Here is a 22,273-nt window from a genome sequence, read left to right as displayed (position 1 = left end):
TCGAACGTGAAAATGTCCCATTTGATAAAATAGTCGTATGAAAAGGATCCAACTGAATATGAATGAAACGAAAAAATATCTTGTGATAAAAGCTATAGACCAAGGAAAGAAAACAAAGAATCGAGCCTGTGTCGAACTCAATCTTTCTAAAAGACAAATCAATCGTCTGCTACTAGCCTATCAACAGAAAGGAAAAGAAGCCTTCAGACACGGAAACAGAAATCGAAAACCAAAACATGCAATCCCTGATGAAAGCAAAATAATTGCCCTCAATCTCACCATTTTTTTGGGACATCATCACTTTCGATTGACAGCCTCAATCCACTATAACTCTGCACATAAAAATGGAGAAGATGGCAATCCTCTTCTCCAAATATTAACTTCTTTACAAACCAACTATAGTTGACAAAGAACCTAAAATCAATTGATAACACAAGGTCAAGTCGGTCAACTCTTTCAACTGAAGCCCTGTCAATTCTTCCCATTTATCAATTTTGTATTGGAGAGAATTGCGGTGCAGATAGAGTTGCTGGGCTGTTTTTGTTAGGACAGCACTATTTTCCCAAAGGGAGAGAATGATTTCCTGAATCTGATCCTGGTCCAAAATCATCTGGTGTAGACATTCCTTGATTGGCTTCAAGTCCACGAGCCTTTCTCCCATACTCCAAAGATAGAGCTGTGAAAAAGTATGAACACCTTGGTGACCCTGACGCCACCAAGTCTTAAACAAATCTCTCTCTGCTTTAATCAAGTCTGATAGGGCTTGATGTCTTGCCTGAGACCAAACCTGGCCTAACATGATAGAGAGACGAAGTCCAAAGTCATACTCAACCGCTTCAATCGTATCAGATAAGATTGAACGTACAGAGGTGTACTTATCTTGTTGCAGCACGAAAACATAATCCTGAGCTCCGACCTGAAGCACCGTCTGACAATTCGGAAAAAGAGTCCGCATCATATCTAGCCAAGAAGCCAGATTTTCCTGCTGAAAATAGGAAAGATGGCAATACACCAACTGAATCTTTTTAAAAGTTTGCGGTGCCTGACCCTTCCCCTCAATCAGATAGGAATACCAAGGATTGAGCGAACGAGCCTGCTCCTGCTGGGTCAAAAGGGAAATCAACTGCTTTTCACGCTCACTGAGCCCAGCTTTCTCCAGCAAAATCCACTGCTGAGAAGCTAAAGGGAGAGTGAGATAGCCCTCTTTCTCTACTGGTTGGTCTGAAATCTGAGCCTCAGGAAACCAGTCTTGTAGTTCTTTTGTCATCATGTCCTAGCCCTCCACTTTTTGGATGCACCACCAAATCAAGCTCTCAAGACGTTCCAAATTTTCAGTCATATGGAGATAGCCCATCACAGCTTCAAAACCTGTGGACATGCGGTAAGTCACCACATCGGCATTTTTAGCCTTTGTGTGGCTATTGGTATTGCGGCCACGTTTGTAGATTTCTTTTTCTCTTTCCGTTAGGACTTGCTCCTCTAACATGAGGGAAATCAGGCGAGCCTGAGCTTTGGCCGACACATACTTGGTCGCTTCTTGATGGAGTTTATTGGGTTTGGTCATGCCTTTGAGGATGAGGTGACGACGAATATACATGGAATAAACCGCATCTCCTTCAAAGGCTAGCGCAATCCCATTAATGAGATTGACATCAATCACGTGTCCACCTCACTCCATCCTTGGTGTCAAGGAGCTTAATTCCCTGAGCAGCCAATTGATCACGGATTTGGTCTGCTGTCGCAAAGTCACGATTGGCACGCGCCTCTTGGCGTTTTTGAATCAAGTCTTCAATCTCTGCATCCAAAGCTTCCTCAACAAAGACAATTCCAAAAATTTCTAACATATCTGCAAGAGCTTGCTTGACACTTGCATCATAGTTCCCTGAGTTGATCCATTTGGCCATTTCAAAGACAACTGTGATACCGTTGGCAGCATTAAAATCTTCATCCATAGCTGCTACAAACTTATCTTTAAAGTTTTGTAACTCTTGGGCATCCACGTTTCCTGTAAATGGTTGCTCATAAGTATTCTTCAGATACTTGAGATTGGTCTCGGCATCGCGAACTGCCTTTTCCGTGAAGTTGATAGGCTTACGGTAGTGCTGGGTCGCAAAGAAGAAACGAAGTACTTGCCCATCAAGAGTTTTAAGGGCATCGTGTACCGTAATGAAGTTACCCAAGGACTTAGACATTTTGACATTGTCGATATTGACAAAGCCATTGTGCATCCAGTAGTTAGCAAAAGTCTTGCCTGTTTTAGCTTCAGACTGGGCAATTTCATTGGCGTGGTGTGGAAACTCTAGGTCAGCTCCACCACCGTGGATATCAATGGTATCACCTAAAATCTCTGTCGACATGACTGAACACTCAATATGCCAACCCGGACGTCCAGGTCCCCAAGGACTATCCCAAGAAATCTCACCTGGTTTGGAAGATTTCCATAATGCAAAGTCCACAGGATTTTCCTTACGAGCCGTTTCTTCATCGGTACGACCTGAAGCACCTAGCTCCAAATCTTCCAAGGTTTTATTAGCCAATTTGGCATAGTTGTGGGATTTTTCCACACGGAAATAGACATCTCCTTGACTCTCATAGGCAAAGCCTTTCTCAATCAAGTCTTCCACAAAACGGATGATGTCTGCCATAAACTCCACCACACGCGGATGGCGAGTCGCAGGTTTGACGCCCAAGGCCGTCACATCCTCACGAAAGGCAGCGATGTACTTGTCCGCAACCTCCTGAGGCGTGATGCCTTCTTCCCTGGCACGGTTGATTATCTTATCATCCACATCTGTAAAATTGGAAATATAGGCAACCTTATACCCACGGTACTCAAAATAGCGACGAATGGTATCAAAAGCCACCGTTGAACGGGCGTTTCCCACGTGGATATAGTTGTACACCGTTGGCCCACAAACATACATCTTGATCTTGCCGTCCTCAATCGGGACAAATTCTCGCAAATCACGAGACATGGTGTCGTAGATTTTAATCATAAATCATAATCAGGAAAACCAAAATCAAAGAACACTTAGTTTCATCACTAAGAGTTCAAGTAAATTTCAGTCCGAATATCTCTACACTTCGGAATCCCTTGCTCCTTTCTCATTCAGATAAACCACCTGAGTCTGTTTGACAAAGCCAATTTTTTCATACAAACGTTTGGCACCTACATTGCTATCTTCCACTGCAATCTGAAATTCCTTGTCATTTTGCTCAATTAGTTGGTTGACGAGGGATTTTGCTAAGTAGCTTCCATAGCCTTTCCCACGTTCAGGTTCCAATATTGCTAAACCGTAGAAGTAATTCGTATTAGTCGATAAATCTACCGTGCAAGTTCCAATAACCTCACCGTTTTTTAACAAAATATACAAGCGACTTTCTGGATCCTTCAGAGCTTCAGCGACATATCTATCCACAACTTCTCTAGATTCATGTTCCTCTGAAAATGCCTGAAATTTTAACTGGCTAATTTGCTCCTGATACGAACTATCTGCTAACAAAACTTCAAGATTGGAAACATTTGCTAACGGATATGGTCTTCTATCCTTACCTAACCAGGTTTCTGTCTCTTCATCCTCGACCAATCCCCAATTATTGACAAAATCAGGATGACGCTCTAGAAAAATACGCTCTGTCTGAAAAGTGACTGAACAAATAGAGAAAGAAGCTGTTTCTTTCTCAAAACTCGTAAACAAAGCACGCGCAATTCCCTGACGGCGATGATCTGGATGAACCAGTATCGTCACTTCCACATCTTGATCATCTGCATAAACAGTTAAGAGACCAACAAGTTCGCCTTTTTCATAATAAAGGAAAAAGGCGGGCATGTTTGGGTCAAAATTAAGCATGTTAGAGAGATAGGGATCACGATAGGTACCGTCATAGTTTTGGCAACAGTTAATTAGTTTTTTCGCCTCAGATAACTCCTCTTGGCTTAACTTGTTTCTTGCTTGAATCATATAGGTATCCTCTACAAACCAGACGATCTATGACTGGCTTCTTTAGCCTGCTCGAGTTTATTAACATAATACTCTCGTTTTTCTTCGACTTCGTGAATGACAGGCTCATCCTTCTTACCATGAAGGCGGACAATCTTAGCCGGAATACCGACAACCGTCACATCACTAGGTACATCTGCCACGACAACTGCTGCTGCACCAACCTTGGCATTTTCACCGATTTCCACTGGTCCGATGACTTGGGCATGAGCCGATATGAGAGCTCCCTTTCGAACGGTCGGATGGCGTTTTCCAACATCCTTACCAGTTCCACCAAGAGTCACCCCGTGATAAAGAAGAACGCCTTTTTCAACAATCGCTGTTTCTCCAATAACCAAGCCTGAACCGTGGTCGATAAAGACACCTGAATCAATCTGGGCACCTGGATGAATCTCAATCTGAGTCCAAAAGCGCCAGAACTGACTGTGCATACGAGCCAGGAGTTTGAAGTCGTACTTCCAGAGAAAATGCGAGAGACGGTGGGCCGCCAAGGCCTTGACACCTGGATAAGTCAGCAAAACCTCCAAAGTGGTGCGGGCCGCTGGATCATTTTCTTTTACGATATCAATGGTTTCGCGCCACCACCCCATACATTTCTCCTTTTCTTACTCTGAATCTTTTGGTATTTCTGTAAATTCTTTCTTAGGTTTGTGATCCTTGTGATGACGTGGGCGGTGAGGGCGCTCAGACTTTTCACCTTTTTCATCATGCTCAGGTTTTGGCGGACGAGGTAGAAGAGCCTTCATAGAGGCATCGATACGGCCTTTTTCATCAATCTTGATAACCTTAACATCAACTTCATCCCCGATTTCTACCAAATCCTCTACACGATTGGTACGAGTCCAAGCCATCTCCGAGATATGAACAAGAGCATCTGTCTTATCAAAGAGGTTAACAAAGGCACCAAATTTCTCGATACGAACGACTTTAGCACGGTAAACTTCGTGCACCTTAGCTTCACGAACCAAACCAGCAATAATTTCTTTAGCACGGTTGATGGCATCTTGGTCGCTAGAGTAGATAGATACGTTACCTTCTTCGTCGATGTCAATCTTAACGCCTGTTTCAGCGATAATCTTGTCGATGGTTTCTCCACCCTTACCGATGACAATCTTAATCTTGTCCACATCAATCTTGATGGTATCAATTTTCGGAGCAGTTGGAGCCAATTCTGGACGAACTTCTGGAATGGTTGCTTCAATGACATCAAGGATTTCAAAACGCGCTTTCTTGGCTTGAGCAAGGGCCTCAGTCAAGATTTCTGCAGTAATCCCTTGAATCTTAATATCCATTTGAAGGGCTGTAATCCCGTCACGAGTTCCGGCAACCTTGAAGTCCATGTCTCCAAAGTGATCTTCCAAACCTTGGATATCTGTCAAGACTGTGTAGTTATTTCCATCTGAGATAAGTCCCATGGCAATCCCTGCTACTGGCGCCTTGATTGGCACACCACCAGCCATAAGGGCAAGAGTACCCGCACAGATAGAGGCTTGAGATGAAGAACCGTTTGATTCCAAAACTTCTGCTACTAGGCGGATAGCGTATGGGAATTCTTCCAAGCTTGGCAAGACTTGAGCAAGAGCACGTTCACCGAGAGCACCGTGACCGATTTCACGACGACCTGGCGCACCGTAACGACCAGTTTCCCCTACAGAGTATTGTGGAAAGTTATAGTGGTGCATAAAGCGTTTCTTGTACTCTGGATCCAAACCATCAATGATTTGAGTTTCTCCCATCGGAGCCAAGGTCAAGACTGAAAGAGCCTGAGTTTGTCCACGAGTGAAGAGACCGGAGCCGTGCACACGAGGAAGGAAGTCAACAACCGCATCCAAAGGACGGATTTCATCGACCTTACGACCATCAGGACGCACCTTGTCTTCTGTAATTAAACGTCGCACTTCTGCGTGTTCCATTTGTTCCAAGATTTCAGCCACATCACGCATGATACGGTCAAATTCTTCGTGGTCTGCATATTTTTCTTCATAAACAGCAGTCACTTGGTCTTTAACTGCTTGAGTAGCAGCTTCACGAGCCAATTTTTCTTCTACTTGAACCGCTTTTTGGAGGTCACTGTTGTAAGCTGAGATGATTTCTGCCTGCAATTCAGCAGCCACGTGAAGCAATTCCACTTCTGCTTTTTCTTTACCGACAGCAGCAACGATTTCTTCTTGGAAGGCAATCAATTCTTTGACAGCTTCGTGCCCTTTAAGAAGCGCTTCCAACATGATTTCTTCTGACAATTCTTTGGCACCAGACTCTACCATGTTGATAGCGTGCTTGGTTCCAGCTACTGTCAATTCAAGAAGAGATTGCTCTGCTTGTTCTTGACTTGGGTTGATAATGATTTGACCATCTACATAGCCCACTTGCACCCCAGCGATTGGGCCGTCAAATGGAATATCTGAAATAGACAGTGCCAAGGATGAACCAAACATAGCAGCCATTGGTGCAGATGCATTTTCATCATAAGAAAGCACGGTGTTAATCACTTGGACTTCATTACGGAAACCTTCCGCAAACATAGGACGAATCGGACGGTCAATCAAACGCGCTGTCAATGTCGCATCCGTTGAAGGACGTCCTTCACGTTTCATAAAGCCACCAGGAAACTTCCCAGCTGCATACATTTTTTCTTCGTAGTTGACTTGAAGAGGGAAGAAATCCCCAGTTGCCATTTTCTTAGACATAACGGCAGCAGTCAAGACAGTTGACTCACCGTAACGCACGACAACTGCGCCATTTGCTTGCTTAGCAACCTGACCAGTCTCTACAATTAACTCACGACCCGCAAAAGTCGTTTGAAACACTTGTTTTGTCATTTTAATCCCCTTTGGATTGATGAAATTATACGCCTTGCCTACAAAGATCAAGATACCAAGCCGTTAAGCAACTCAAAGGAAAATAGGAAACTGACGAAGTCTTCGATGAAGACAAGACAGTTTATCTTTTTTACATAGCTTTTCGGACGGGTTCAATTACTCAAGGTCAAGCAACTCAAAGGAAAATAGGAAATCGAACGACGGAGCGAATGCTCCTAGGTAGATTTATCTTTTTCCACAGAGTTGTAGGCGTGTTCAGTTACGCAAGATATTTTGGACGGTTCGGCTTGCCGAACATTTCTGTAGAAAAATAGGAAGGTGACGCCGCACTCGATGAGTGCTAGGAAGCTTATCTTTTTTCCTAAGGAATGAGGCCAAAATTCAATTAAGTATCTTTTTGATATTTCCCTGGAATAGTGCGGACGGGAGCTAAAATTATCCAGTGGATGATTTTAGAAATCCAACGGAATTTCAATGGTAATTTTTAATTACTTCGCCTTTTTATTTCTATGCTCAGGCTAAAATAGTTTCCCGAACTATTTTACTCTCAAAAATCCTGCCTTAGATAATAATATTGTTATCATCTAAGATACCACGATAGCGTGAAATATCTTTTAAATACTCACTCCGTTCGTGTTTTTTGAGACACACATTATCAGATTTTGCTTAAAAAATAATCAACTTTAAACAAACTTCTAAAACCTAAACACCCTCATCTTTGTATCAAGTACGTACAGAGTCTATTTTATCATATTTTTCTTAAAAAGTGCGGTCTTTACCATTAAAAAGGAACCATTCCCCTCACTTGAGAAGAATGGTTTTCTTTTTATTATCCTAGAGACTGATGATTAAACAAGGCATGGGTTGCTTGATGGATGTATTTTGCTGTTTCAGCATTGTTCATAGTGTAGAGATGCACACCTGCAACATCCTGAGTTACCAAGTCCACGATTTGGTCCACTGCATAGGCAAGTCCTGCTGCTCTGAGCGACTCAGGGTCATGCTCATACTTGTCTAAGATGGCTTTAAATTTGCGTGGAAGATGGATATTCTCACAAGTCTTCAAGAGGCGGAGAGCCTGATTTCGATTCAGAATTGGGATAATCCCTGCATGAATTGGAACATCAATCCCAGCCAAGATACACTTGTCTTGGAAATCATAGAAGCGCTCATTGTCAAAGAAAAGCTGAGTTACAAGGCTCGAGCAACCTGCATCCACTTTCTTCTTGAGATTTTGGATATCTGAAATCTGATTTGGCGAATCTGGATGACCTTCTGGATAGCAAGCTCCAATAATATCAAAGTGAGGGGCTTGTTCCTTGATAAACTCAATCAAGTCCGTTGCATAGCGGAAATCCTTTTGCGGTTCTACATCTGGAATAATATCCCCACGAAGAGCCAAGATTTTCTGCACACCAACCTCGTCCAAGTCAGCAATTGTTTCAGCAACCTTGTCCTTAGTCAAATAGATGGCTGGCAAGTGGGCAATGGTCGGAATCGCCAAGTCATTTTGGATAAAGTCAGCCAAACGGACCGTCGTTTCCTTGATATTAAATTTATTATTGCTGGCAGTTACACTGATAAAGTGGGGAGTCAACTCCTGCATATCTTGAAGAGCAGAAATAATGTTATCATTACCCACGGCTGGGTTTGGAGGGAACACTTCAAATGAGAGTGACGGTGTTTGGCGTGACATATGTAATAACCTTTTCTAGTTGATTTTTTTCGTTAGCTGGATTCCTAGAATCCAAGTGAAACAAGCTGATTAACCAAACAGCGCTTCTTGAGAAATCCTATCTTACAATCTCTCACGCGCAGCTTTAGCTGCTTCAACAAGGCGGATCAAGCTTTCTTTTGTTTCTGGAATACCACGTGTTTTCAAACCACAGTCAGGGTTGATCCAAACTTTCTTGCTTGGTACTTTAGCAAGGATGGCTTCGATTGTGTGGTCGATTTCGCCTTCGTTCGGCACACGAGGTGAGTGGATATCGTAAACCCCAGGTCCCACTTCTGTTTGGAAGTTTTTCGCTTTGAGTTCGTCCAAGATTTCAAGGTTTGAACGACTAGCTTCAAAGGAAATAACGTCTGCATCCATGTTGTCGATAGCTGGGATGATATCTGTAAATTCTGAGTAACACATGTGAGTGTGGATTTGTGTGTCTGGCGCTACTGTTGAGTGTACCAAGCGGAAGGCAGGAATTGCCCAGTCAAGGTAGTCTTCGTACCAGTCGCTACGACGGAGCGGCAATTTCTCACGAAGAGCAGCCTCGTCGATTTGGATGATTTTCACACCAGCAGCTTCAAGGTCAAGCACTTCATCCTTGATAGCAAAGGCGATTTGAAGAGTTGAATCCTTGATAGAGATGTCTTCACGTGGGAATGACCAGTTAAGGATGGTAACAGGTCCAGTTAACATACCCTTAACAGGTTTGTTTGTACGGCTTTGTGCATAGCTAGACCATTTAACAGTGATAGGGTTAAGACGAGTGACATCACCCCAGATGATTGGTGGTTTAACCCCACGCATACCGTATGATTGTACCCAACCATTTTTAGAGAAGAGGTATCCTGACAAGTTTTGACCGAAGTACTCAACCATGTCATTACGCTCAAATTCACCGTGAACAAGGACATCAAAGTCAATATCTTCTTGCCACTTGATCCATTCATCGATCGTTTCAGCAAGGAAAGCGTCGTACTCTTCTTGAGACAATTCACCTTTACGGTAAGCCAAACGTTTGGCACGAACTTCTTTTGTTTGAGGGAATGAACCAATCGTTGTTGTTGGAAGAGCTGGAAGTTTGAAAGCTTCTTCTTGGATAGCTTCACGTTCTGCAAAGGCTGGCAAACGAGTGTAGTCTGTGTCTGTCAAGCCAGCGATACGCGCACGAAGTTCAGCATTTTCACCAACACGCTCAGTCGCAAAGAGTTCTTTGTTGGCTGCAAGAGCTTCTGAACCTTGACCATTGCGGATAGCATCCAAGTCACGGATTTCATCCAATTTTTCAACTGCAAAGGCAAAGTGGTTCAAGATAGCTGGTTCAAATTCTTCGTTAGCTGTTGTAAATGGCACATGAAGAAGTGAGCATGAGCTTGTCAAAACGATGTTTTCAGCTGGGATTTGCTCAAGAACAGCCAAGCTCTTTTCGTAGTTGTTGCGCCAGATGTTTTTACCATTGACAATACCTGCATAGAGAGTCTTGTCAGCTGGGAAGCCACCTTTAACGAGTTCAAGAGTTTTCTTACCTTCAACAAAGTCAAGACCGATAGCATCTACTGGCAAGTTTACAAGGTCAGCGTATACGTCACGAACATCACCGAAATAAGTTTGAAGCAAGACTTCAAGACCTTTTTTGTCAGCCAAGAGTTTGTTGTAAAGGTTCAAGAAGAGAGCTTTTTCTTCAGCTGTCAAGTCTTTTACAAGAGCCGCTTCATCCAATTGGATGCGAGTTGCACCAAGTTCAGCCAATTTAGCAAAAACTTCTTGGTAAGTAGCCACTAAGCTATCTACGAAGTCGTCTGCTTTCACGCCTTCTTCAAAGTCTGACAATTGAAGGAAAGTGAAGGGACCTACAAGAACAGGACGAGTGTTGAGACCAAGTTCTTTGGCTTCTTGGAACTCATCAAAAATCTTGTGACCTGCAAGTTTGACTTGAGTGTCTTTTTCAAATTTAGGAACGATGTAGTGGTAGTTAGTGTTAAACCATTTCTTCATTGGGAGGGCGCGAACGTCCCCTTTTTCTCCTTGGTAACCACGTCCCAAAGCGAAGTAGCGCTCAAGGTCAGACAAGTCCAAGTTTTGAACTGAAGCAGGTACCACGTTGAAAAGGAAAGCTGCATCTAGGAAGTTGTCATAGTGAGAAAAGTCATTTGATGGGATTTCAGTGATGCCTTTTTCTTTGACAATGTTCCAGTGTTTAGCACGCAAGTCTTTTGCTGCTGCTAAAAGTTCTTCCTCTGAGATTTCTTTTCTAAAGTATTTTTCAGTTGTAAATTTTAATTCGCGGAATTCACCCAAACGAGGGAAACCGATGATTGTAGTTGACATGATGTGTCCTCCAAAATTTGTTGTTGAAACTATCTTAACAGAAAAGAAATCATCTGTATAATTGTAAAAAATTAGGCTTTGATATAGTTTGAAACTATATATCTGTTTTAAACAAAAGAAAAAGACCTGAGACAAATGCCTCAAATCCTTTGTATAGCGTGTTTTATAGCTTTATTTCAGTTATGCTCTTCAAACGCTTTATTAGTAATTCTTATAAGTGACTATGGCTTGTTATTAGAAAAGACTATAATACTCTTCGAAAATCTCTTCAAACCGCGTCAACGTCGCCTTGCCTTAGACATATGGTTACTGACTTCGTCAGTCTTANNTGAGCAACCTGCGGCTAGTTTCCTAGTTTGCTCTTTGATTTTCATTGAGTATGAGTCTACTCTAATCAACTCTTTTCCTGTTCGAGTGGGACGACTGCTAGTGTCTTTCCCAAACTGGCTAGGACTTTTAAGACTGTGTCCAACTGAGGACTAGTCTTGCCTGTTTCCATCCTAGCTATGACAGGCTGGCTTACTCCACTAAGTTCTTCTAGCTTTTTCTGACTGATTCCTTGCTCATGCCTGGCTTCAATCAGCTCACTCATGATAGCCACTCGCATATCACTTTCAAGGATTTCCTCCTTGGTAAAGAGTTGAGACCGGACATCCTTCCAATTACTCCCAATAGCACTATTCTTCATCTCTTAACCCTCTTTCTTTTACGTCTATGTATTTTTTGAAAAAATGAGCGAATTATAATTCGATAGATTGACCAGGGGGTTTAAAATTGGTGCTAGCTTGTTTCTTAAGCGCTTTTCCTTTTCTAGGATAGAGCAGATCCTGTTTTGACAATCCTAATTTTCCATGATGGATCCAGTAGTAGATGGTAGAAATTCCCACGTTAACGCCCTTAGCCTTGACCATCATTTCAGGCGAAAATTTTTGGTTATGATAGTGGAGAATCTTTTCCTTTAGTTCCTTGGTCAATCTTGATTTCTTGACCGAGCGCTTGCGATTATTTTCATAAGACTGTTGAGCATAGTCGGCAGAATAAACCTCTTTAAAGCGTCCTTTTCCAAGACATTGTCGGACTGTCCCACGCTTGATTTCAGTGTGGATAGTTTGAGGAGCTTTTCCAAGTAAAGAGGCGATTTCTCTATTTGATTTCCCTTCTTTTTTCCATCGTTCGATTAAGCGACGGCTATCGATTGTCAAATGTTTGGCTTTTGTAGTATAATTGTCTTGCATCTCCGTGACTTTTAATCATTTCAATCTTAAATTGGACTTTTTTTACTTGGGTTGTACTTAATCTATAAGGAAGACAATAAAAAGAATATCAATCGAGTAAAGTCACAAAGTCACATTAGCTCCGAGCAACCATTGCAAATCGAGGTACTCATACAATGATTAAAATATTTCTCTCTGCCTTTTCTGTCATTCTCTTTGCTATCCCTATCATAGCTTATTCTTTTTTTCCATCTTCTAATCTTAATATTTGGCTATCTACCAGACCTATCTTGGCACAGATTTATGCCTTCCCCTTAGCTACTGCAACTATGGTTTCTATTTTAAGTTTCGTATTTTTTTCCCTATCTTTTTACAAGAAAAATAAACAAATACGGTTTTATTCTAGCATCTTGCTCTTACTATCGTTCATATTACTATTATTCGGAACAGATAAAACCCTTTCTTCCGTATCAAATAAGACTAAAACCTTAAAATTAGTAACTTGGAACGTCGCTAATCAAATAGAAGCACAACATATTGAGCGAATTTTTAGCCATTTTGATGCCGATATGGCTATATTCCCTGAACTAGCTACCAATATCAGAGGTAAGCAAGAAAACCAGAGAATCAAACTATTGTTTCATCAAGTTGGACTTTCTATGGCCAACTATGATATTTTTACTTCTCCACCTACTGACAGTGGAATAGCTCCTGTGACTGTGATTGTCAAGAAAAGTTACGATTTCTATACAAAAGCTGAAACTTTTCATACAACACGGTTCGGGACAATTGTATTACATTCGAGAAAACAAGATATACCAGATATCATTGCTTTGCATACTGCTCCTCCTCTGCCAGGTTTAATGGAAATCTGGAATCAAGACTTAACCATCATTCATAATCAATTGGCTTCAAAATATCCAAAGGCTATTATTGCAGGTGATTTTAATGCAACTATGCGTCATGGAGCACTTGCAAAAATAAGCTCTCATAGGGACGCATTAAATGCACTGCCACCTTTTGAAAGAGGAACTTGGAATAGCCAAAGTCCAAAACTTTTTAATGCAACGATAGATCATATTTTATTGCCTAAAAACCACTACTATGTTAAAGATTTAGACATTGTAAGTTTTCAAAACTCTGATCATAGATGTATTTTTACAGAAATCACATTTTAATTATTTTATATAAAATCACCCCTCTAGTGTTCATAAACTAGAGGGGGAATTTATATCCTACTATCGTTTAACGCACTTCTGCATTCACTTTTTCTTCGAGCGACGCTTGGATTTTTTCCATATATCGTGCGACTTCTTCGTCCGTTAAGCTATCTTCTGGATTTTGGAAGGTCAAGCTATAAGCCATGGACTTCATACCAAGTCCCAATTTCTCACCTGAGAAGACGTCAAAGAGTTTGATATCTGTCAAACGTTTCACGCCGGCAGCTTGGATAGCATCTACAACTTCTTGGTGAGTTACTTCTGCCTTGAGGAGAAGGGCAACGTCACGGCTGACTGCTGGGAATTTGGTGATTTCTACAAATGGAGTCGCTGGCTGAAGCGCAGCTTCGATAGCTGAAAGGTTAAGCTCAGCTACATACGTTTCTGGAATATCGTAAGCCTTGGCAGTGACTGGATGCACTTGGCCAAGGAAACCAAGAACTTGGTCACCGAGTGAAATCACGGCTGTACGACCTGGATGAAGGCTAGCGATTTCAGATGTTGCTATATAGGTTACTTGGAGTCCCAAACGAGTAAATAGGGCTTCAAGGATTCCCTTAGCATAGAAGAAATCAACTGGAACTGCTGCTGTTTGGAAATCTTTTTCAGCAACTAAGCCTGTCAAGGCAAAAGCAAAGCTGTTGATCTCATTTGGAAGTTCTTCTTTTGGATTGCCTATCTGTTCAAAGACTTTTCCAATCTCGTAAAGAGCCAAGTTTTTGTTCTTACGAGCCACGTTGTAAGCAACTGTATCTAGGATACCAGAAATCATATTTTGACGGAGGACAGAACGGTCCACTGTCATTGGCCACATGAGTTCAGTAAGGTTACTTGGTTGAGCCGTAAACTCAACTGCTTTTTCAGGAGTTGTTAGAGCATAGGTGATGATTTCTGTCAAACCTGCTCCTTCAGCAATGGTACGAACTTGACGGCGAAGTTTTTGAGTTGCAGTCAATTCACCAGCTGTACCATCGTCTTTTGGAAGGCTGGTTGGCAAGCGATCATAGCCATAGATACGAGCGATTTCTTCAAAGAGGTCTGCCTCGATAGTGATATCCCAGCGACGACGTGGGACGCTGACTGTAAAGCTGTCTGCATTTCCAGAAAGACCAAAGCCAAGACGACGGAAGACATCTTCTACATCAGCGTATGAAAGCTCAGTTCCGAGGACACGGTTGACGTCAGCAAGGGTAGAAGAAACTTCCACATCAGAGGTATCAAGTTCACCCGCTGAAACGATACCTTTACGCACCGTCGCACCTGCAAGTTCTGCAATCATGCTAGCCGCCGCATCAAGGGCTTCGTTAACAGTTGCCACATTGATACCTTTTTCAAAGCGAGAAGATGACTCAGAACGAAGGTTAAGACGACCACTAGTCTTGCGGATAGATTTTCCGTTGAAGACTGCAGCTTCAAGGACGACACGACTAGATTTCTCAGAAATTTCTGTTGCTTGACCGCCCATGACACCTGCAAGGGCTACTGGTTTGTCTGCGACAGTGATAACTAAGTCATTCACCTCTAAGTCACGTTCTTCACCATCTAAAGTCACTAATTTTTCACCAGCACGCGCTTCACGCACACGGATGTCAGTCCCTTCAAAGGTATCCAAGTCAAAGGCATGCATAGGTTGACCAAAGTAGAGCAGGATGTAGTTTGTCACGTCCACTACGTTGTTAATAGGACGGATTCCTTCGTTCATGAGAAGGTTTTGCAACCATTGTGGACTTGGTGCAATCGTCACATTATCCAAGATACGAGCTGCATAGTAAGGCGCCTTGTCTGTATCAATGCCCACAGAAAGAACATCTGCTGCAGCTTGGTCAGTTTCTGAAAGAGTAAATTCTTTAAAGTTGACTGCCTTGTCATAGATAGCTGCCACTTCGTGAGCCACTCCACGCATAGAAAGGGCATCTGCACGGTTTGGTGTGATAGACAGTTCGATGATTTCATCATCCAAGTCTAGGTATGAGAAGACTTCCTCACCTGGAACGGCATTTTCTGGCAAAATTTGGATGCCATCTGCGAATTCCTTAGGCACAACTGAGTCAGAAATTCCCAATTCGCCAAGCGAACAGATCATTCCAAGTGACTCTAAACCACGGATTTTTCCTTTTTTGATTTTGTAGTTGTCAGCGATGCGAGCTCCTGGAAGAGCCACCATAACCTTGATACCAGCACGCACATTTGGGGCACCACAGACGATTTGACGGGCTTCTTCTTCGCCAACGTTAACCTGACAAACATGAAGGTGAGTTTCTGGCACATCTTCGCAGGACAAGACCTCACCGACGACAATTTTTGAGAGACCAGCAGCCGGTGATTCGACACCTTCTACCTCGATCCCTGTGGTTGACATTTTTTCAGCCAACTCCTGTGATGGCACATCAATGTCCACCAATTCTTTTAACCATTTATAAGATACAAGCATAATTTAGTTCTCCAGAATGACCATTGCCACACTGGTTCTTTTCCTTTCCTATCATTTCAATAGAAGAATCCTCTTCTTACCTTAATTTCTTTCGCAGTAACCAATCCGTATCTACTTTTTGACCAACCATAAAATGATGTTGGCTAAATTTTTCAAAACCATATCGATTATAAAACGCTTGAGCTTTTGTATTATGCTCCCAAACACCTAACCAAGCCCAAGAAAAACTATTTTTTGTAGCAAGTTCAAGAGCAAATTCAAACAGTTGCTTACCGAATCCAAATCCTTGGAATTTTTGTAGCACATAGAGGCGTTGAATTTCAAAAGCGTCCTCTAATTCTCTCTCAGTTTGAGCACTTCCCCAGTTGACTTTGAGAAAACCAGCTATCTCCTCTTCATGCATAATGAAATAGGTTTCGGAGTCAGGATTTTCCAACTCAGTTGATAAAACTCTCAGACTATAAGCCTCTTCAAAGTATTCCTGTAACTGCTCTTCCGTATTATCATGAGCAAATGTTTCACGAAAGGTTTGTTTGGCAATTTTAGCCAACACCTCAACATCTACCATTTCTACTTTTCTAATCATTATTTAAACTGTTCTGAGAAGCGGACATCTCCTTGGTAGAATCCACGGATATCGTTGATTCCATAACGGAGCATAGCTACACGCTCTTGTCCAAGACCAAAGGCAAAGCCAGAGTATACAGTCGCATCGATACCACTCATTTCAAGGACACGTGGGTGAACCATACCGGCCCCCATAATTTCGATCCAACCTGTTTTCTTACATACGTTACAGCCTTCTCCACCACATTTGAAGCAAGAAACATCCACCTCAACAGATGGCTCTGTGAATGGAAAGTAAGATGGACGCAAACGAATTTGACGCTCTTCACCAAACATTTTTTGGACAATCAACTGAAGCGTTCCTTGAAGATCAGCCATAGAGATATTTTTCCCAACTACCAAGCCTTCGATTTGGTGGAATTGATGACTGTGGGTCGCATCGTCCGTATCGCGACGGAAGACACGCCCTGGCGAGATCATCTTCAAAGGACCTTTAGAAAAATCATGGGCATCCATAGCACGCGCCTGAACTGGAGACGTGTGGGTACGGAGCAAGATTTCTTCAGTGATATAGAAAGTATCCTGCATATCACGAGCTGGGTGGTCTTTTGGAAGGTTCATACGTTCAAAGTTATAGTAGTCTTGCTCCACTTCAAAACCATCCACGACTTGATAACCCATACCGATGAAGATATCTTCGATTTCTTCACTGGTTTGTGTCAAAACGTGACGGTGACCAGTCGCAACTGGACGACCTGGAAGCGTCACATCGATACTCTCGCTAGCCAGTTGAGCCGCGACTTTCTTTTCTTCCAAGAGCTTAGCTGTTTCTTCAAAAGCAGCTGTCAAGACATCACGAGCTTCATTGACGTGTTTCCCGATGATTGGACGCATCTCAGCAGAGACATCTTTCATCCCTTTGAGGATTTCAGTGAGCGAACCCTTTTTACCAAGGACAGAGACACGCAAATCTTGCATCTCTTTTTCATTTCCAGCAGTAATCTGCTTCAAGCTAGCCAGCGTTTCTTCGCGAAGCGCTTTTAATTGTTCTTCAATAGTTGACATATTTCCTCCATCAGTCTCTCGTAGATAAAAAGAAAACCACATGCCAAAAACTCCACTCGGAGCGTTGACACGCGGTACCATCCGTTTTCATCTGACAAGTCAGACCTTCATTTCTAAATCCATGCGCAAGTGAATTCACCCAGCTTTCATATAGAGAGCTTGCAGTCACGGCTCTCCTCCCTGATATACTTCCCTTGGGCTACTAGTCTTTCAGATTCCTATTCAATTACTACTTAGTTTATCAGATTTTTACCATTCTTGCAAGACCTATCTTACTTCTGCTTGTTAGCTTATTCTTATCTAACTTTATAGCGGATTGAAATAAGATGAAAACAAATCGATTGGGAAAGTAAAATTAATTTCTATAAACGTTTTAGCAATTGTTTCGTACTATTTTAGATTCAGTCTACTATATATAACCAATCTATCCTAAGTTAACTATTTATAATCGGCTCTCTGTAACAAAATTAAATTAATTAATCCCCCTATAAAATAAAGAGGTTTAGAATTTGATGTCTTCCAAACCTCTTTATTTCATATTTAATGAGATGCTGCCTTAACCGTGATAATATCTAATCATCAATAAACAAACTATTTGAATAAGGATTCTCCATTTGATTCAATCACTCCTTTATACCAAGTAAAGGACATTTTCTTATATCGATTGAATGTGCCATTTCCATCATCATTTCGATCAACATAAATGAGACCGTACCTCTTAGAAAGCTGTGCAGTGGACATAGAAACGCAGTCAATACATCCCCAAGACGTATAGCCCATAATTTCCACACCATCTTGTAGAGCTTCAGCTACTTGCAATAAATGTTCTTTCATATACTGAATTCTATAATCATCTTGGACTGTTAAGTTATTAAATTCATCTTTTATTAGTTGATCTTTAGCACCTAATCCGTTTTCCACTATAAATAATGGGATTTGATAACGGTCATAATATCTATTTAAAATTATACGTAGTCCAATTGGATCAATTTGCCATCCCCACTCAGAAGACTCTAAATAAGGATTTACTAAGCCACCAATAATATTCCCTTCTCCTGAATTATACTGTGTTGGAAGAGCAGATTGAGTCACACTCATGTAATAGCTAAAGGATAAAAAATCTACAGTATAATTTTTTAATAACTCTGCATCTTCAGCTGCAAACTCTATGTTAATGTCATGTTCCTTAAAATATCTTTTTGCATAATTCGGATAATAACCTCTAACATGCACATCTGAAAATAGATAATTTAGATTCTCATACTCATGAGTCGCCCATACATCTTTTGGATTTGGAGTCATTGGATAAGCTGGCATAGCTAATACCATACACCCCACCTTAAACTCTGAATTAATCTCACGAGCAATTTTTGTAACCAAACTCGAGGCGACTAATTCATGATGTATAGCTTGATATAATTCTTGTTTCGAAAGATTCTCCTTAGGTATATCTATTCCTCCACTAATAAACGGTAATTCCAAAACAGAGTTTACTTCGTTAAATGTAAGCCAATATTTAACTTTATCTTTATACCTTTCTAAAACTGTTCGAGCAAATTTTTCATAAAAATGAATCATTCTCCTATCAATCCATCCATGATATTTTCTTGCTAAATATAATGGAGTCTCATAGTGTGAAAGAGTTACAAGTGGTTCTATCCCGTGAGCATGTAGTTCATCAAACAATTCATCATAATATTTCAACCCAGCTTCGTTAGGTTCTTCCTCATCTCCTTTTGGAAAAATTCTACTCCATGCAATAGAAGTACGAAAAACATTAAAGCCCATTTCAGAAAACAAGGATATATCTTCCTTATATTTATGATAAAAATCAATACCTATCAATTTTAAGTTATCTTCTGTAGGATTTTCTGTTGCTTCTCCTAATCCACCTTTGGGTAACACATCCTGAACTGATAAGCCCTTACCATCTTCATTATATGCTCCCTCTACTTGATTAGCTGCAACAGCTCCACCCCAAAGAAAATCATCTGGAAAAATGGTCATAACTTTCCTCCATTATAATATTACCAGTAATTCCTTAGAATGCTCGATTGTCTGATTATTAGGTAATACTAATACATCTAGAAAATCATTGGTATTCGTTACAATTACTGGTGTAACTGTTTCGTAGCCTTTAGTCTTGATTAAATTCAAGTCCATTTCAAAAATCAACTGATTTTTGAAAACTCTGTCTCCTTCTTCTACATGACTAATAAAACCTTGACCTTTTAGCTCAACAGTATCTAATCCAATATGAATTAGTAACTCAACACCCTCATCACTCTTCAATCCAATTGCGTGCTTAGTCGGAAAAATATTTGTAATTTTCCCATCAAATGGTGCATAAACCTTACCTTCACTTGGGATAATCGCTACTCCGTCTCCAATTAGTTTATCTGAAAATGTTTTATCCTGGACATCGCTTAACGGAATGATTTCTCCTGATATAGGAGAAAATATCATTTTTTTATTTGAAACTCCAACTTCAACTTCTAAATTGCTAGAACTCCCTTCTTCATCGATTCCAAATATATAAGCTAATACAAAGGTAATAACAACCGAAATGACTGCCACAATTAAAGCATTTACAATATTTGATGGCACATCAGAATAAATAAATTGAGGCAACGCTATCAAAGATGGGACAGCAAATAGATATGCTTTAACACTAGTAAGACCTGCAAATAATCCCGCTAATCCACCACCAATCATAGCTGCATAAAGCGGTTTTTTATATTTTAAAGTCACACCATATAATGCAGGTTCGGTAATCCCTGCAAGTAAGGCTGAGAAACCTGCTGCAAAAGCAATTTGTTTTGTATTATTATTTTTACTCTTTAATGCAACAGCCATCGAAGCAGCCCCTTGAGCTAAGTTTGACCCTAACATTGCTGGAAGAATTAATACGTCTGGAGTAGCAATAGATGCCGCCAAAAAAATAGGTGCAAAAGCCCAATGCATTCCAGTCATAACAATAAATGGCATAATAGCACCAAGAATAGCTAATGTAAGCCATCCAGCTACACCATACATTTGCCCAACTAGATTTGATAATCCTTCACCAACAATTACTCCAATAGGTCCGACTACAACTAAGGCAATACAGCTTGATACTAATAATACTAGCGTAGGTTGCAAAAAACTCTTAGTAATAGCTGGTGTTAATTTAGCAATTATTTTTTCAATATATTTCATCAACCAAACCATAATAAGAATTGGAACGACTGATGAACCATAACTAGCTGGTGTCACAGGTGCACCAAATAAACTAAGAGGATTCCCTGATTGCACCATTTGAACAAAATTTGGATGGAGAAGTACACCTGCTACAGACATAGCTAATGTAGATGTTACTTTTAATTTTTGTGATGCAGAATAAGCTAATAACAGCGGTAAGAAATAATATGGAGCATCCCCAAAAAATGTCAAAAAAGCAATAGTCTGAGAATCTGATTGCAATATACCAAGCATTGGTAAAATGATTACCAAGACTTTCAACATACCTCCCCCTAACATTGCTGGAATGATTGGAGTCATGGAACCAGCGATATACTCAATGATTCTTTCTAAAATATTCCCTTTGTACCCTTGATTAACTGAATCGGATTCAAAATTGCCAAGTTTAACGAATTCTTTATAATAATTAGCTACATCATTACCAAGTATAATTTGATATTGCCCATTCTTTTTCATAATACCTATTACACCTGGTATCTTCTTCACATCATCATCATTGACTAAATTTTCATCTTTTAATTCTAATCTTAAACGTGTTACACAATGGGTAACTCTATTGACATTTTTTTCACCTCCAATTACATCGAGGATTTTTTGTACCTTATCTTTATAACTCATGGTATTCTCCTATTCTATTAATCTAAATTTTTTGTTAAGCGACGAATATGAGCCATCAAATAAACTAATTCACTAGAAGTCAGCAAATAATTGTACTCAGTTTGTATAAACATTGCCACCTGTTCACCACATTCATATTCTCTAGGATATTTATTTTTCATTAATGCTAACAAGTCTTCATCATCATCGTCACAATAAGTTGTATTTTCAACCAAGCGATGGGCAAATAATTTTATATGAGTTATGAATCTATAATAATCAATAGAATCTTGGTTAAACTCAGTACAATAGAAATCTTGAATGATTTTCTCAATTCCCATAATTATTTCAGTGATTTTATACGACTCTTGAAAATTATTTTCTAAATTAGCATTAACAAAATGTAGCGCTATGAATGCAGCTTCGTCAATTGGAAGTTCAATACCTAACTCTTTTTTTATTATTTGTAAAGCCCTTTTCCCAAGCTCAAATTCTTCTTTATAATATTTCGAGATTTCCCAGCGTAGGGGATTCGAAATAATAATCCCTTCTTTATAACGTTCTATGCTCGAAGAAATATGATCCGTTAAATTAATATAGATAATTTCATCAAAATTATTACCCAATGTTATTTTACCTAGGTTAATTATTTTTTCGGTAATGTACACCAACTCCAAAGGAACGTTAATAAACATCTCTGTAAAACGGGTCATATTATCTCTATTTTTGAGAAAAAAACTTTTCTCAATATCAATTGGATTTACTTTATCTCCAGTTTTTCTTCCAAAAGCTATGCCCCTTCCAAAAAGAAGAATATCGATATCTTTTTTACTTTGCGCAATTACGGCATTGTGGTTTAGTATTCGTTTTATGATCATAAAATTTCCCTTTTAAAATAAAAGGAACCTACTTAAAAACATCAAGAAACTTCTTCCGATGTGATTAAATAGGTTCCTGCTCACTTGTATTAGTGATAACATCCTTTTATTTCAATTTTTAATGGTGACATGAAGCTTAAATAATTAATAACTCTGTAACCATTTTCATTTTATGATATTTCAATCTATTTGT

16 protein-coding genes and 2 pseudogenes are annotated in these 22,273 nt (G+C 40.3%); 2 read left to right on the top strand and 16 right to left on the bottom strand.

Annotated features, from left to right (window positions below; genetic code table 11):
- Nucleotides 1-58: 58 nt before the first annotated feature.
- Nucleotides 59-259: pseudogene (locus HT715_RS00445) on the top strand (helix-turn-helix domain-containing protein); the annotation flags it as partial.
- Nucleotides 260-385: 126 nt separating this feature from the next.
- On the opposite strand, the gene HT715_RS00440 reads toward HT715_RS00445, so the two are convergent.
- The 10 genes and pseudogenes from HT715_RS00440 to HT715_RS00395 form a co-directional block, all read right to left on the bottom strand.
- Nucleotides 386-1,270 (bottom strand): PucR family transcriptional regulator, encoded by an 885-nt coding sequence (locus tag HT715_RS00440; RefSeq protein WP_000988345.1) that lies wholly within the window; start codon nt 1,268-1,270, stop codon nt 386-388.
- A gap of 3 nt (nt 1,271-1,273) precedes the next feature.
- Complete coding sequence (locus tag HT715_RS00435) at nt 1,274-1,660, bottom strand: Mini-ribonuclease 3 (RefSeq protein WP_000567930.1); 387 nt, start codon at nt 1,658-1,660, stop codon at nt 1,274-1,276.
- A complete protein-coding gene (cysS, locus tag HT715_RS00430; RefSeq protein ID WP_023936644.1) occupies nt 1,653-2,996 on the bottom strand; it encodes a cysteine--tRNA ligase in 1,344 nt (447 codons plus the stop codon). The genes HT715_RS00435 and cysS overlap by 8 nt, the downstream gene beginning before the upstream one ends.
- 81 nt (nt 2,997-3,077) lie before the next feature.
- Entirely contained in the window at nt 3,078-3,962 is an 885-nt protein-coding gene (locus HT715_RS00425; protein WP_138704530.1) for a GNAT family N-acetyltransferase, read from the bottom strand.
- A gap of 11 nt (nt 3,963-3,973) precedes the next feature.
- Nucleotides 3,974-4,591 (bottom strand): serine O-acetyltransferase, encoded by a 618-nt coding sequence (gene cysE / locus HT715_RS00420; RefSeq protein ID WP_023933244.1) that lies wholly within the window; start codon nt 4,589-4,591, stop codon nt 3,974-3,976.
- A gap of 15 nt (nt 4,592-4,606) precedes the next feature.
- On the bottom strand, nt 4,607-6,820 hold the full coding sequence (gene pnp, locus HT715_RS00415) for a polyribonucleotide nucleotidyltransferase (RefSeq protein ID WP_138707312.1): 2,214 nt from the start codon (nt 6,818-6,820) through the stop codon (nt 4,607-4,609).
- 829 nt (nt 6,821-7,649) lie between these two features.
- Nucleotides 7,650-8,516: a methylenetetrahydrofolate reductase [NAD(P)H] gene (gene metF / locus HT715_RS00410; protein ID WP_138702724.1), complete on the bottom strand. Its 867-nt coding sequence runs from the start codon at nt 8,514-8,516 to the stop codon at nt 7,650-7,652.
- 102 nt (nt 8,517-8,618) lie between these two features.
- A complete protein-coding gene (gene metE, locus HT715_RS00405; RefSeq protein ID WP_138704532.1) occupies nt 8,619-10,868 on the bottom strand; it encodes a 5-methyltetrahydropteroyltriglutamate--homocysteine S-methyltransferase in 2,250 nt (749 codons plus the stop codon).
- Nucleotides 10,869-11,262: 394 nt separating this feature from the next.
- Entirely contained in the window at nt 11,263-11,556 is a 294-nt protein-coding gene (locus tag HT715_RS00400; RefSeq protein ID WP_000797748.1) for a helix-turn-helix transcriptional regulator, read from the bottom strand.
- Nucleotides 11,557-11,614: 58 nt separating this feature from the next.
- Nucleotides 11,615-12,103, bottom strand: a pseudogene (locus tag HT715_RS00395) (IS30 family transposase); the annotation flags it as partial.
- 155 nt (nt 12,104-12,258) lie between these two features.
- On the opposite strand from HT715_RS00395, the gene HT715_RS00390 reads away from it, so the two are divergent.
- Nucleotides 12,259-13,260, top strand: a complete 1,002-nt coding sequence (locus HT715_RS00390; RefSeq protein WP_138706548.1) for an endonuclease/exonuclease/phosphatase family protein — start codon at nt 12,259-12,261, stop codon at nt 13,258-13,260.
- Between the two features lie 67 nt (nt 13,261-13,327).
- Here the strand turns inward: HT715_RS00390 and pheT are convergent, their stop codons facing one another.
- The 6 genes from pheT to HT715_RS00360 form a co-directional block, all read right to left on the bottom strand.
- The gene (gene pheT, locus HT715_RS00385) at nt 13,328-15,733 is read right to left on the bottom strand and encodes a phenylalanine--tRNA ligase subunit beta (protein ID WP_138702720.1); all 2,406 of its coding nucleotides are present in this window, start codon (nt 15,731-15,733) and stop codon (nt 13,328-13,330) included.
- 76 nt (nt 15,734-15,809) lie between these two features.
- A complete protein-coding gene (locus HT715_RS00380) occupies nt 15,810-16,319 on the bottom strand; it encodes an N-acetyltransferase (RefSeq protein WP_000619957.1) in 510 nt (169 codons plus the stop codon).
- Nucleotides 16,319-17,365, bottom strand: coding sequence for a phenylalanine--tRNA ligase subunit alpha (gene pheS, locus HT715_RS00375; protein WP_001818763.1), 1,047 nt, complete (start codon nt 17,363-17,365; stop codon nt 16,319-16,321). The genes HT715_RS00380 and pheS overlap by 1 nt, the downstream gene beginning before the upstream one ends.
- Nucleotides 17,366-17,956: 591 nt before the next feature.
- Nucleotides 17,957-19,372 carry a glycoside hydrolase family 1 protein gene (locus tag HT715_RS00370; RefSeq protein ID WP_023936630.1) on the bottom strand — a complete coding sequence of 472 codons (1,416 nt, stop codon included), beginning with the start codon at nt 19,370-19,372 and terminating at the stop codon, nt 17,957-17,959.
- A 12-nt stretch (nt 19,373-19,384) separates the two neighbouring features.
- A complete protein-coding gene (locus HT715_RS00365; protein WP_138706549.1) occupies nt 19,385-21,223 on the bottom strand; it encodes a beta-glucoside-specific PTS transporter subunit IIABC in 1,839 nt (612 codons plus the stop codon).
- Between the two features lie 17 nt (nt 21,224-21,240).
- Nucleotides 21,241-22,080, bottom strand: a complete 840-nt coding sequence (locus HT715_RS00360; RefSeq protein ID WP_000584535.1) for a PRD domain-containing protein — start codon at nt 22,078-22,080, stop codon at nt 21,241-21,243.
- Nucleotides 22,081-22,273: the final 193 nt, after the last annotated feature.

Origin of the sequence: Streptococcus sp. 4155 (assembly GCF_013276695.1) — a bacterium.
In the GTDB taxonomy this organism is placed as follows: domain Bacteria; phylum Bacillota; class Bacilli; order Lactobacillales; family Streptococcaceae; genus Streptococcus; species Streptococcus pseudopneumoniae.
The sequence above is the reverse complement of the archived record's forward strand: the minus strand, read 5'-3'. Positions and strand labels throughout refer to the sequence as shown.

What these genes read in the sequence shown, in the direction of transcription:
- HT715_RS00440 (WP_000988345.1), bottom strand. Translation starts at nt 1,270, where the DNA reads ATGATGACAAAAGAACTACAAGACTGGTTTCCTGAGGCTCAGATTTCA.
- cysS (WP_023936644.1), bottom strand. Translation starts at nt 2,996, where the DNA reads ATGATTAAAATCTACGACACCATGTCTCGTGATTTGCGAGAATTTGTC.
- HT715_RS00425 (WP_138704530.1), bottom strand. Translation starts at nt 3,962, where the DNA reads ATGATTCAAGCAAGAAACAAGTTAAGCCAAGAGGAGTTATCTGAGGCG.
- cysE (WP_023933244.1), bottom strand. Translation starts at nt 4,591, where the DNA reads ATGGGGTGGTGGCGCGAAACCATTGATATCGTAAAAGAAAATGATCCA.
- pnp (WP_138707312.1), bottom strand. Translation starts at nt 6,820, where the DNA reads ATGACAAAACAAGTGTTTCAAACGACTTTTGCGGGTCGTGAGTTAATT.
- metF (WP_138702724.1), bottom strand. Translation starts at nt 8,516, where the DNA reads ATGTCACGCCAAACACCGTCACTCTCATTTGAAGTGTTCCCTCCAAAC.
- metE (WP_138704532.1), bottom strand. Translation starts at nt 10,868, where the DNA reads ATGTCAACTACAATCATCGGTTTCCCTCGTTTGGGTGAATTCCGCGAA.
- HT715_RS00400 (WP_000797748.1), bottom strand. Translation starts at nt 11,556, where the DNA reads ATGAAGAATAGTGCTATTGGGAGTAATTGGAAGGATGTCCGGTCTCAA.
- HT715_RS00390 (WP_138706548.1), top strand. Translation starts at nt 12,259, where the DNA reads ATGATTAAAATATTTCTCTCTGCCTTTTCTGTCATTCTCTTTGCTATC.
- pheT (WP_138702720.1), bottom strand. Translation starts at nt 15,733, where the DNA reads ATGCTTGTATCTTATAAATGGTTAAAAGAATTGGTGGACATTGATGTG.
- HT715_RS00380 (WP_000619957.1), bottom strand. Translation starts at nt 16,319, where the DNA reads ATGATTAGAAAAGTAGAAATGGTAGATGTTGAGGTGTTGGCTAAAATT.
- pheS (WP_001818763.1), bottom strand. Translation starts at nt 17,365, where the DNA reads ATGTCAACTATTGAAGAACAATTAAAAGCGCTTCGCGAAGAAACGCTG.
- HT715_RS00370 (WP_023936630.1), bottom strand. Translation starts at nt 19,372, where the DNA reads ATGACCATTTTTCCAGATGATTTTCTTTGGGGTGGAGCTGTTGCAGCT.
- HT715_RS00365 (WP_138706549.1), bottom strand. Translation starts at nt 21,223, where the DNA reads ATGAGTTATAAAGATAAGGTACAAAAAATCCTCGATGTAATTGGAGGT.
- HT715_RS00360 (WP_000584535.1), bottom strand. Translation starts at nt 22,080, where the DNA reads ATGATCATAAAACGAATACTAAACCACAATGCCGTAATTGCGCAAAGT.